This is a genomic window from Nostocoides jenkinsii Ben 74, assembly GCF_001046875.1.
Taxonomy (GTDB): domain Bacteria; phylum Actinomycetota; class Actinomycetes; order Actinomycetales; family Dermatophilaceae; genus Nostocoides_A; species Nostocoides_A jenkinsii.
This window is the reverse complement of the sequence record NZ_HF571038.1, coordinates 2,576,512-2,588,206: the sequence shown is the minus strand read 5'-3', so window position 1 is coordinate 2,588,206 and position 11,695 is coordinate 2,576,512. Positions and strand designations below refer to the sequence as shown.

Sequence of the window (11,695 nt, the reverse complement as noted above, 5' to 3'; positions counted from 1 at the left end):
CGCCATGACCGGTCTCCTCGCCGCCTGTGGCGGCTCGGGCGGCTCCGGTAGCAGCACGTCCACGTCCGCCTCGGGGGGCGGCGCGTCCTCGTCCTCCGCAGGGACCAGCTCCGAGACGGCGTCGACCGAAAAGCAGCAGGTCAAGGTGCAGCTGCAGTGGGTCACGCAGGCGCAGTTCGCGTGCTACTACGCCGCCAAGGACCAGGGCCTCTATGACAAGTACGGCCTCGACGTCGAGATCCTCCCCGGGGCCACCGACATCGTCCCGATCGACGTGCTGACCTCCGGCGGGGCCGACTACGCGATCTCCTGGGTGCCTAAGGTGCTCGGCGCGATCGAGCAGGGCGCCCGGGTCACCGACGTCGCGCAGATCTTCCAGCGCAGCGGCACGACGCAGATCTCCTTCAAGGACAAGAACATCACCAAGCCGGCCGACCTCAAGGGCAAGAAGGTCGGCAGCTGGGGCTATGGCAACGAGTTCGAGCTGTTCGCCGGCATGCAGAAGGACGGCGTCGCGCTGGACGACATCGAGCTGGTGCAGCAGGCCTTCGACATGAACGGCTTCCTCGCCGGCGATATCGACGCCGCTCAGGCGATGACCTACAACGAGTACGCCCAGGTGCTGGAGTCCAAGAACCCCGACACCGGCGAGCTCTACACGCCCGAGGACCTCAACGTCATCAACTGGAATGACGTGGGCACGGCCATGCTCCAGGACGCGATCTGGGCGGATGCCGACAAGCTCGCCAGCGACGAGCAATACAAGAAGAACACCGTCAACTTCATCGCCGGGACGATCGCCGGCTGCGCCTACGCGCGCGACAACGCCGACGCGGCTGCCAAGATCGTCACCGCCGCGGGTAGCCAACTCGGCGAGAGCCACCAGCTGTGGATGACCAACGAGGTCAACAAGCTGATCTGGCCGGCGGCCAATGGCGCGGGCATGATCGACGAGGCGCTGTGGAAGCAGACGGTCGACATCGCCAAGACCACCAAGAACGAGACCGGGGCGACCATCATCACGGCCGACCCGCCCGCCGACGCCTACACCAACGACTACGTCACGCAGGCACTCGACCTGCTGAAGAAGGACGGCGTCGACACCACCGGGTCGTCCTACACGCCGATCGAGGTGACCCTGAAGGAGGGCGGCAAGTGAGCGACACCATGTCCGTCGACAACTCCGAGCCGGTCATGCACGACCCGGCAATGGTCTTCCACTCCTGGTCCGCTCAGGCGGCCCTGGCCCCACTGGAATTGGTCAGTGCCCAGGGCGTGCACGTGCAGGATGCCGCCGGACGGGACTATCTCGACTTCTCCAGCATGCTGGTCAACGTCAACATCGGCCATCAGCACCCTCGCGTGATCCAGGCCATCAAGGGCCAGGCGGACGCGCTCGCCACGGTTGGACCGGCCTTCGGCTCGCGCGTGCGGGGTGAGGCTGCCCGGCTGATCCTCGAACGCGCTCCCGGCGGCTTTGGCAAGGTGTTCTTCACCAATGGCGGCGCCGACGCCAACGAGAACGCCATCCGGATGGCCAGGCTGACCACCGGCCGCGACAAGGTGCTTTCCACCTATCGCAGCTACCACGGCAACACGGGCGCGGCGATCGTGGCCACGGGTGACTGGCGTCGTATGCCGAACGAGTTCGCCCGTGGGCACGCGCACTTCTTCGGGCCCTACGCCTATCGCTCGGAGTTCTGGTCTGATTCCCCGGAGCAGGAGAGCGAGCGTGCCCTGCAGCACCTGCGCCGGATCATCGAGGCCGAAGGCCCCGCAACGATCGCCGCGGTCCTGCTGGAGACCATTCCGGGGACGGCCGGAATCCTGCCACCGCCGCCCGGCTACCTCGCCGGCGTGCGGGAACTCACCCACCAGCACGGCATCGTGATGATCCTCGATGAGGTCATGGCCGGATTCGGTAGGACGGGTGCGTGGCTGGCGCTCGACAACTACGGCGTCGTGCCCGACCTGATCACGTTCGCCAAGGGCGTCAACTCCGGTTATGTCCCGGTCGGCGGGGTGATGATCAGCGAGCCGATCGCGAAGGCGTTCGACGAGCGCGTCTTCCCCGGCGGCCTGACCTACTCCGGTCACCCGCTGGCGATGGGCTCGATCGTCGGTGCCCTGACGGCGATGGCCGATGAGGGCATCGTCGAGAACGCCGCCCGCATTGGGACGGAGGTGCTCGGTCCGGGCCTGGCCGCCCTGGCCGAAGAGTCCGCGCTCATCGGCGAGGTTCGCGGGCTCGGGGTCTTCTGGGCAATGGAACTCGTGGCCGACAAGGAGACGAGGGCGCCACTGCCCGCCGACCGGATGGCGCGCATCAAGTCGGGGCTGATTGGCGCCGGTATGCTGCCTTTCGTCCAGGACAACCGCATCCACGTCGTGCCACCGTGCGTCATCACCGACGACGAGGCCCGCGCCGGATTGGCGATTTATCGCGAGGTCCTGGCCGCCAACGCCTGATCCCGCAACCACGCGACCCGACCGGGTCGACCGAAAGAGACCGAGGGCCGGCGAGCACTGCTCGCCGGCCCTCGGGGCAATTTCCGGGGTGCCGGTTAGTGCGCGGCGCGCGCCGGCTCCTCGTGCGCGTCGTGGCCGGAGCCGTGGAACCGGCTCATCACGAGGACTGCGATGGCACCGACCACGGAGCCGATCAGAGCCGAGGCGATGGTGTTGATCAGCCAGCCGAGGAAGCCGCCGATCCCGCCCACGCCGTGAACCGACTCCTCCAAGTGGTGAACCAGAGAGTATGGACCGTGCCACCCCAGTTCGTCGGTCCCGACCAGAAGAATGTGCCCACCGACCCACAGCATGGCGACGATCCCCACGGTGGACAGGACGGACATGAGTTTCGGCATACCGGCCACGAGTCCGCGACCGATCGCGCGGACGGCACCGGATTGGCGCTCGGCCAGGCTCAGGCCGATGTCGTCCATCTTGACGATGAGGCCGACCACGCCATACACGAGCACTGTGATCGCCACGGCGACGACTGCCAAGATGACGGCCCGCGAGACGAACGGCTCCTCGGCGACCTCGTTCAGGGCGATGACCATGATCTCGGCCGACAGGATGAAGTCGGTGCGGATGGCGCCGCTGACCATCTCGTCCTCTTGGCTCTCGCCCTCCATCCCGACCGGCTTGTCGTGCTCGCCCTCGTGTCCGCCGCCGATCTTCTCCCAGACCTTCTCGGCGCCCTCGTAGCAGAGGTAGGTCCCGCCGATCATCAGCAACGGAGTCAGCAGCCACGGCACGAACTGACTGAAGAGCAGCGCCGCAGGCAGGATAAAGAGCAGTTTGTTGCGCAGCGACCCAATCGCGATCCTCTTGATGATCGGCAACTCACGGTCGGCGGTGAAGCCGTGGACGTAGCGGGGGGTGACGGCGGTGTCGTCCACCACGACCCCCGCGGCCTTCGCGCTGGCCCGGCCCGCTGCGGCACCGACGTCGTCGATCGACGCCGCCGCGACCTTGGCCAGCGCGGCGATGTCGTCCAGCAGGGCGACGAGGCCACCTGCCATGGGTCGTGCTCCTTCGATCGGGGTTGGGTGAGCACAAGGGTACGTTCGAGCGGCCGTCCCGGAGAAGATCCCGTCCACCCAGTCGACGGGCACAGACGCGCGGTATGCGGGCGCGGCATACGGCGTGTCCCTGCCCGTCGACTGAAATATTGGCGCTCAGATCGGGATGACGATCAGGACCAACCCAGCCAAGCCCACGATCAGCACCAACGCGGTGAGCCCGATGACCTCGTGGGCAGCGTCGCCGTGGCCGACGAACACCTCGGCGCGCCGCCCGTGGCGCAGCCGGACCAGACCCAAGCCCGCCGCGATCCCCAGGATCACCGGCACGAGGACGTCCCCGCCGAATTGGGGAAGCCAACGCAGGAATAGCGCGGTCACGGTCATCACCGACAGCAAGGTCCGGCCCCAGGAGAGGTCCGTGCGCTCGCGGGCCAGGCCGGTGTCACCGGTCCACAGCGCCTCGTGGCGTCCCATCGTTCAGCCCCGAACGGCGATGGAGACGGCCAAGAAGGCCGCCGCGATCGCAACCCCGGCGGCCAACGCCAGACCCACCGGATTGAGCGGCAGCGGTCGGCCCTGCCGCATGGCGCGTTCGAGCGACACCCAGCGGTAGCACGAGACAGCGGCGAGCACCATACCGAGGCACACGAGACCGAGCGCCAGTCCGCGGCGAGCGACGACCCCGAAGGCGTCGCCAGCGAAGGCTTCGATGGCGACACCGCCCCCGAGCAAGGTCAGCGAGGTGCGAATCCAGGCCAGGAAGGTGCGTTCGTTGGCCAGGCTGTAGCGCGGGTCCGGCTCACGACCCGGCCCCAGCACCCGGCGTTCGAACCGGCCGGCCCGCCCATCCTCGAACGACTCATCCTCGAACGACGGCGGCACAGACACCCCGTCAGGCCGCCGCGCGCACGGCGACGATGTGCCCCACGACCCCCGCCAGCCAACCGGTCTCGCCCCGCATCCAGCGGGCCGCCACCAGATTGTGCGGAACGACGACGAAGTCACCTTCGCGCTGATCGGCCACCGCGAGATCGGTCCCGAACACGTCGGTGACCACACGCCAGCGCAAGTCTGTTGTGCGGGAGAGATATTCACCGATGCCGATGGCATAGGCCTCGACGATCGCATCGTGGTCCGGGCGTTTGCGTTTGGCGAGGTCGCGCCACTCGGTCAGTTCGCGGTCGAAGCCCGCGGCAAGCGAGTCCAGGTCGTCCACGTCGACGCCCGCCCCCGCCAGTTCGGCCAGGCCCGCCTCGATCCGCTGCCGCTCCCCCGGGCCGAGCCCACGATCGCGTGGCCGCAGTGGCCCCACTCCGGACTCATCGATCAGGGATTCGTCGGCCTCGGGATAGCGCGCCGGCCCAGCCGGCACCGCCTGCTCCGGCTCGGCATCGGCCTTGCGGCGCGAGAAGAAGCCCATGTCAGATGACCCGCGGCGTGCCGTCGTCACCGACGATCGGCTTCGCGGCCCCCGCCCACGCCCGCATGCCGCCGTCGACATTGACGGCATCGATGCCTTGGGCATTGAGCCACGCCACGACCTGGCCGGACCGCCCGCCCGAGCGACAGATCACGGCGACCGGCTCGACGTCGGGCAGATCGTGCAGCCGGGCCGGGATCTCACTCATGACAATGTGGACCGCGCCCGGAGCCCGTCCGGCCGCCCACTCGTCGTCCTCGCGAACGTCGAGCACGACCGCGTCGTCGGCCAGGTCCGTCACTGCCACTGTGGGTATGCCGCTCATGTCGCCCATTCTTCTCCCTTGCCCATCCTTCTCTTTCTCCCAGCCTTAGCCAGCGCGCCGCTCCGGCTACTTCAGGAACTTCGAGGTCCGTCGGTCGGCCAGAGGTTTGCCGCCGGTCTGACAAGTCGCGCAGTACTGCAATGAGGAGTCGGCGAACGACACCTCGCGCACGACATCGCCACACTCCGGGCAGACCTCGCCCGTGCGCCCGTGGACCCGCATACCGGCGCGCTTGGCATCCTTCAATTCCGCCGCCGGCTTCCCAGAGGCCGTGGCCACTGCCCCGGCGAGCGTCTCGCGCATCGCCTCATACAGCCGCGCCACGGCGTCGGCGTCCAGCGATGCCGCCATCGCGAACGGCGACATCTTGGCCACGTGCAGGATCTCGTCGGAGTACGCATTGCCGATGCCGCCGATGATGCCCTGATCGCGCAACACGCCCTTGATCTGGGCGCGGCGCCCGGCCAGGATCGCGGCGAACCGCTCCTCGGTGAAGTCCATCCCCAGTGGGTCCGGCCCGAGGCTGGCGATCCCCGGCACCGCCATCGGGTCCGACACGATGTATGCCGCGAGCCGCTTCTTCGTGCCCGCTTCCGTCAGGTCGAAGCCCGAGTCGTCGGAGAGCCGGACACGCACGGCGATGGGCGACTTCCCGGGGCGAATGACGGTCGTGGGGAGCGCCTCATACCACCGCAGCCACCCGGCCCGGGCCAGGTGAAAGATCAAATGCGTTCCGCCGCAGTCGAGGTCGAGGAACTTCCCGTGCCGGGTGACCGACTCGACCGGCGCGCCGATCAGGGCCTGGGGGGGCGGCGACACGGTCTTCAAGACCGTGAACGAGCCCAGCTCCACCCCGACGACGGCCTGGCCGACGGCTCTGGACCCCAAGAACGCGCGCAGGGCGTCGACCTCCGGCAACTCCGGCATTCTCAGTCCCGCCTTCCTGGAGTCCGATTGGACCGCCACATCTCAGTTCTCCACCACCACATCGCTCAGTTCTCCACCACCACATCGCCGGGGACCGGCGAACCGTCCAGGGCCACCTGCAGGAGGCGCGCGAGGCCGTAGCCGTCGGAGGCGCGGCATACGGGCACCTTGGCACGTTGCGCGCGGCGGGGACCGAACTCGTCATTGGCAAGCGGGGTGAAGTGGGACAGCAGTTGCTCGGTCGCCGACAGCCGCCGGATGGCGATCGCGCGCACCTTCTCCGGTCGTTGCTCGGCGAACTCGCCATAGATCGTCGGGTCGTGCTGCCCGTCGTCACCGACCAGGACCCACTGGATGTCCGGAAGCTCACGGGCGAGCCGGTGCAGGCAGGCGCGCTTGTGATCTTGTCCGCTGCGAAACCAGCCCGTGTTGGTCGGCCCCCAGTCCGTCATCAGCAATGGTCCGAGGGGGTAGCCCTTGTCCGCCAGGAACGACAGCAGCGTGGGGACGGTGTTCCAGGCGCCGGTCGAGACATAGACGATCGGCGCGCCCGGGTGTGCCGCCAGCAGGCCGCGATACAGCGTGGCCATCCCCGGCACGGCCGTTCGCGCGCCTTGGTGGCGCACGAAGGTATTCCACGCGGCGATCAGTGGGCGGGGCAGCATCGTCTTGATGATGGTGTCGTCGATATCGCTCACCACCCCGAAGGTCACGGCCGGGTCGACGATGCAGATCGGCACGCTCGCCCGGGTGCCGGTGGCCGATTCGAGTTCGACATCGTGCCAGCCCGGGGGCAAGCCATGGTCCGAGACCACGACATCGAGTATGCCCGTGCGGTCCGTCCGGGCGGTCACGGTCCGGCTGCCCACGCGGACGGTTACGGGCGCATTCATGGCTGGGGTGGTGAAGAAGGCTCGCCATCCCCGGCGACCCCCGAGCGCTCGGGAACTCACGACCGGCCCCGCCGGCCGGGCTTCTGACCGGCGACTGAGGACGACCCGCGCGAGGATGCGGGCGTGACCGGTCGATCCGTAGCCGGGGTAGCCCACGAATTGGCTCGCATAGCCGCGGCGGGTCAGGGCGGCCCCTTTCAGGGCAGTCCACCGGTCTTCTAGGACCGCGGCGGCGTGCGGCTTGGCCATGCGTGAACACTAGCCAGTTCCGCTGGTCTGACTCCTTGTGTGACTCAGGGGACAGCGGCGGGCGTCGCTGGTGTGACCCCTGGCATGACGATGGGGTTTCGGCGCGTTGCCTGGGATAATCGCCGGGACCCGTCCCGTACTGTCGAATCGAGCCCCCATGTCGACGCCGCTGCGCATCAATACGCTCGGCACCCGCTGGGAAGTCGACCTGAGCGAGACCTCGGAAGAGGTGGCGGATGAGCTTCGCCGGCTCTGGCGCGACGCCGGGGACTGGTCCCCGGACACGTGCGAGCCCGCCGGGTTTCCGCGACCGCTGGAAGTGGTCAGCCAGCCCGGCGCCGGCCGCGTCCTGCCCTCCTTCGACCCCGACGACCCGACGCAACCGTTGCCGAGCGTGATTCAGGTGTCGGACGATCCGCGCACCGCGCCATACATCTTCTCGACGGCGATCACGGCGCGCGGAATTATGGCCCAGTCCGGCCGGCTGACGATGCTGCACGCCGCGGCTCTGGCCCATCCCGACACCGGGTCGGCAATCCTGCTGATCGCGCCGTCCGGGACCGGCAAGACGACCGCGGCCCGCACCCTCGGTCGCACGCTGTCTTATCTGTCCGACGAGACCTCGGCGCTGCGCCCGGATCACACGATCGTGGCGCACCCCAAGCCGCTGTCCATCGTGGGCGAGGGAGGCAAGTCCGAGGCGTCTCCCGCGGAGTTGGGGTTGCTACCGCCGCGGGCCGACGCTCGCCTCGCCGCCACCGTGCTGCTGGAGCGGCGCGCGGGGCAGGTGGCTCACCTCAAACCCGTGCCGCTGATCGAGGCGCTGATCGAGGCCATACCCCAGTCGTCGTCGTTGCCGGCCCAGGAGCGCCCGCTCAGCGGGCTGGCCGAGGTCCTGCGCACGGGGGAGGGGGTGGCGACGCTGGTCTACAGCGAAATCGAGGACGCCGCGCCCGTGATCCTCGATCTCCTTGCGCGCTCGGCTCCCGGCCGACTCGTACCAGCCGACTATGACGTCATTGAGGCCGACGACCGGCGCCGCGGGACGGCGTGGACCCAGGCCCCTGGCCGGAGTGCCCCCGGTGACGCCGAGCCGCTCGTCATCGAGCGCGCGGCGTGGATCGAGGCCCTGGCCTGGGGGTCGGAGTCGCTGGTGCTGAACGGCCCGCAGCCGGTGCGGCTAATGGGTCTCGGGCACACGATCTGGCTGGCCGCGGACGAGCCGATCGGGCTGGCCGAGATCGTCGAACAGGTGGTAGCCGAGCACGGCCCGCACCCTGAGGCCGCCGAACTCGTCCGGGACGCCATCGCGAAGCTGGCCGAGGCCGGCCTCGTTGTCTTCGTCGCGCCGCGCCCGTGACCGGCGCTCGCGGGGTGGTCGCGAGCGCGACCACTAGCCTGTAGCGGTGATCCGTTCGGCAGGGCGCTGGCTCGTCACCCTGGTCTCGCTGGTGGCTGTCGTGGCCGCGGGCCTCCTGCCGACCACCGCGTCGTATGCCGCGCCGCCGGGCCAGGTCCAGGCCCCTGGCCAGGGCCAGGGCCAAGCGTTCGGCTCCGGTCAGACGTTGGAGGCCGCCGGCACCCCGGGGACATCCCGAGCCACCGCAGCCACAACGCACCCGATCGTGCTTGTTGGCACTGGTGGATTCACCTGGTCCGACCTCTCAGCCGCGCGCACCCCGACCTTCTGGGCGTTGCTTCAACGCGCGGCGGTATCGACGGTGACGGTCCGCTCGGTCAACACCAATACGTGCCCGGTGGACGCCTGGCTGTCGCTGTCCGCGGGCGAACGCGCCGCGGCGGCCGGTGTGAACGGGGCCATGCGGCGCGACACGGGCACACCATGCCCGGGGATGGGCGAGCCGGTCAACGGGCAGGTGCCCAACTGGAGCGACTACCGGTCGTTGGCCGAGCGCAGCGACTTCGGCGCCGAGCCGGGCATGCTCGGTGACCAGCTCGCGGCGGCGGGCGCGGAGGTGCTGGCCGTCGGTCCGGGAGCGGCCATCGGCGCAGCCACCGAGAACGGCGAGGTGGCCGAGTATCTCGACCTCGCTACCGCCTTGGCCACGCAGCGGTTGCCCGCCACGCGCGTGACGCTCGTCGATCTTGGGAGCGTCCGGGATCCCGATGACCAGCCTCGCGGGGAGGCGGCGGTCCAGGAGACGTTGGCGCAGCAGGTCAGCGCCCTGGACCAAAAGCTCGGTGAACTCCTGACGCGCCTCCCGGCGGATGCTGACGTCCTCGTCGCGGGCCTCTCGGATGGTGGCCGGACGGCTCGACTGCGGCCGGTGCTCGCCGCCGGACCCGACTTCGGGGCCGGCCTGCTGTATTCGCCGTCGACTCGCCAGCCGCGGCTGATCCAGTCATCCGACCTAACGGTCACCCTGCTCACGCTGGCCGGGGCTGAGGTGCCACGTGGCCAAGGTGGTGGCGTCCTAGCGGCGCGCGCCGACAGCGACGATGTGGCCGCCCGCTATCGCGACCTGGTCGATCTTGACCTCGCGACCCTCAAGGGCCACGCCCTCGTCCCGCCCTTCTTCAACGGGATGATCCTGACCCAGTTGGCGATCTACCTCGGCGTTTGGGCGCTGCTGAAGGGCCGGCTCGGCGCCCCCACCAGCCGCCGGCGCCTGCTCGGGATTGTCCAAGTCGTGTCGGTGGCCGCCGCAGCCGTACCGGTGGCGTCCTTCTTGGCGAACCTCTTGCCGTGGTGGCGGGTCGACCCGGTGATGCTCGCGCTCGTCGGGGCCGTGGGCGTGTTCGTCGCCATGATCACCCTGGTCGCCGTTGCCCCGCCGGCCGGCCGACATCTGCTCGGCGCCATGCTGGTTGTTTCCCTGGCCAGCGCGGTGGTCCTGGCGGCCGACGCGGTCACCGGATCGAGGCTGCAACTCTCCTCCATGATGGGCCTGCAACCGGTTGTCGGCGGCCGCTTCTACGGTATGGGGAATGTGACCTTCGCGCTCTTCGTCACCTCCGTGATCCTCGCCGTCACCGTGCTCGCCGACGCGCTCGTGCGCCGCGGGAAGCGCCTCGTCGCCGCCGGCGTGGTCGCCGCCGGGGGCCTGGCCGCGGCGGTCGTCGACGGCCATCCGTCATGGGGTGCCGACGGGGGTGGACCGCCCGCGCTGCTGCCCGGCATCGCCTACCTCGTCCTGGCGGTCCTTGGCGTCCGGCTCACCTGGCGCAAGGGCGCCCTCATCGCCGCCGTGACCGCGGGACTCTTCCTCTTGGTGGGCTTCCTCGACTCACTGCGCCCGGCGGACAAGATGTCCCACCTCGGCCGCTTCTTCGAAAGCCTCGGGACGAGCGCCGCCCTCGACACGATCAACCGCAAGCTGTCCACCAATATCGGCAATCTCATCGGCAGCCCGCTGACCCTGCTCGTCCCGGTGGCCTTGGTCTTCGTCGTCTATGTGCTCCTTCGCCCGACATCTTGGGGGGCTAAGTCCCTGGAACGCAGCTTCGAACGGGCTCCGCTCCTGCGCTCCGGCCTCGTCGCCTGGGTCATCGTGATGATCCTCGGCTTCGCCCTCAACGACTCCGGTGTGGCCATTCCCGCCACCGGCGCGATGATCGCCATCCCGCTCGTCATCGCCGTCGCCGTTGCCACGCTTCGCGACCAGAGCCGGGAGTCCGCTCGGTGACCACCGGCGACTCCCGCCTGGGCGAGGCGACGCCAGAGGGGAGCCGCGCGCGGGGGGCGAGCGCGCGGCATACCGCATGGGGTTGGGTCGCCGCCGCGCTCATCATCGCCGCCGCGGCGTCGATCCCCGTGCTTCGCTATCTCGTGTTCTGGCCACAGGACCAGTGGCAGGTTGACATCGAGGTCTATCGCGAAGCGGGCGTATCGCTGCTGATCGGCCGCCCGATCTACACCGCGATGACCGAGGCGCCGCAGTTGTTGCCGTTCACGTATCCGCCGTTCGCGGCCTTCTTGGCGCTGCCGCTCGCGCTGGTGCCCTTCCGGGCGGCCGCGTGGCTCTGGACGGTCGGGCAAGTGCTCGCAACGACGGGGATCGTCTGGTACGCGGGCTATCGCCTGATCCACCGTCATGGGCGCGCCGAGCCGCTGCTTCTGGCCGTCCTGACCGGGGTCATGTTGTGGCTGCACCCGGTCTCCGATGGCATCCGGTTCGGGCAGATCAACGCCATCCTCGTCCTGGTGGTCCTGATGGACCTGCGCCGCCCGCGACCTGGGCTGATCGCGCACATCCCGCCAGGGGTCTTGGTCGGTCTGGCGATGTCGATCAAGCTGACGCCCGGCGTGTTCGTCGTGCACTACCTGCTCTGCCGACGGTGGAAAGAGGCGGGCACCGCCATCGCCACCGCCGCTCTCGTGACGATT

General features: G+C 69.3%; 12 protein-coding genes. 5 read left to right on the top strand and 7 right to left on the bottom strand.

Annotated elements, in window-relative coordinates; all coding sequences use genetic code 11:
• The first annotated feature begins 4 nt into the window (after nucleotides 1-4).
• A complete protein-coding gene (locus BN13_RS12315; RefSeq protein WP_048547270.1) occupies nucleotides 5-1,159 on the top strand; it encodes an ABC transporter substrate-binding protein in 1,155 nt (384 codons plus the stop codon).
• A gap of 8 nt (nucleotides 1,160-1,167) precedes the next feature.
• The gene (locus tag BN13_RS12310; protein WP_048549133.1) at nucleotides 1,168-2,469 is read left to right on the top strand and encodes an aspartate aminotransferase family protein; all 1,302 of its coding nucleotides are present in this window, start codon (nucleotides 1,168-1,170) and stop codon (nucleotides 2,467-2,469) included.
• A 95-nt stretch (nucleotides 2,470-2,564) separates the two neighbouring features.
• Here the strand turns inward: BN13_RS12310 and BN13_RS12305 are convergent, their stop codons facing one another.
• The 7 genes from BN13_RS12305 to BN13_RS12275 form a co-directional block, all read right to left on the bottom strand.
• Nucleotides 2,565-3,530, bottom strand: coding sequence for a DUF808 domain-containing protein (locus BN13_RS12305; RefSeq protein WP_048547268.1), 966 nt, complete (start codon nucleotides 3,528-3,530; stop codon nucleotides 2,565-2,567).
• Between the two features lie 156 nt (nucleotides 3,531-3,686).
• Nucleotides 3,687-4,007 carry a DUF202 domain-containing protein gene (locus BN13_RS12300; protein ID WP_048547266.1) on the bottom strand — a complete coding sequence of 107 codons (321 nt, stop codon included), beginning with the start codon at nucleotides 4,005-4,007 and terminating at the stop codon, nucleotides 3,687-3,689.
• 3 nt (nucleotides 4,008-4,010) lie between these two features.
• The gene (locus BN13_RS12295; RefSeq protein WP_048547265.1) at nucleotides 4,011-4,415 is read right to left on the bottom strand and encodes a YidH family protein; all 405 of its coding nucleotides are present in this window, start codon (nucleotides 4,413-4,415) and stop codon (nucleotides 4,011-4,013) included.
• Between the two features lie 10 nt (nucleotides 4,416-4,425).
• Entirely contained in the window at nucleotides 4,426-4,983 is a 558-nt protein-coding gene (locus BN13_RS12290; RefSeq protein WP_157038574.1) for a DUF3806 domain-containing protein, read from the bottom strand.
• Nucleotides 4,955-5,278, bottom strand: a complete 324-nt coding sequence (locus BN13_RS12285) for a rhodanese-like domain-containing protein (protein ID WP_201329091.1) — start codon at nucleotides 5,276-5,278, stop codon at nucleotides 4,955-4,957. The genes BN13_RS12290 and BN13_RS12285 overlap by 29 nt, the downstream gene beginning before the upstream one ends.
• Nucleotides 5,279-5,344: 66 nt before the next feature.
• Nucleotides 5,345-6,205, bottom strand: a complete 861-nt coding sequence (locus tag BN13_RS12280) for an Fpg/Nei family DNA glycosylase (protein ID WP_048547261.1) — start codon at nucleotides 6,203-6,205, stop codon at nucleotides 5,345-5,347.
• A 65-nt stretch (nucleotides 6,206-6,270) separates the two neighbouring features.
• Entirely contained in the window at nucleotides 6,271-7,347 is a 1,077-nt protein-coding gene (locus tag BN13_RS12275; protein WP_048547259.1) for an App1 family protein, read from the bottom strand.
• Between the two features lie 157 nt (nucleotides 7,348-7,504).
• Between BN13_RS12275 and BN13_RS12270 the strand changes: the two genes are divergently transcribed.
• The 3 genes from BN13_RS12270 to BN13_RS12260 form a co-directional block, all read left to right on the top strand.
• Nucleotides 7,505-8,707: a PqqD family protein gene (locus BN13_RS12270; protein ID WP_048547257.1), complete on the top strand. Its 1,203-nt coding sequence runs from the start codon at nucleotides 7,505-7,507 to the stop codon at nucleotides 8,705-8,707.
• Between the two features lie 46 nt (nucleotides 8,708-8,753).
• On the top strand, nucleotides 8,754-10,994 hold the full coding sequence (locus tag BN13_RS12265; RefSeq protein ID WP_157038573.1) for a hypothetical protein: 2,241 nt from the start codon (nucleotides 8,754-8,756) through the stop codon (nucleotides 10,992-10,994).
• The coding region (locus BN13_RS12260) for a glycosyltransferase family 87 protein (protein ID WP_235434033.1) at nucleotides 10,991-11,695 on the top strand (705 nt) is incomplete at its 3' end. The genes BN13_RS12265 and BN13_RS12260, both read left to right, overlap by 4 nt.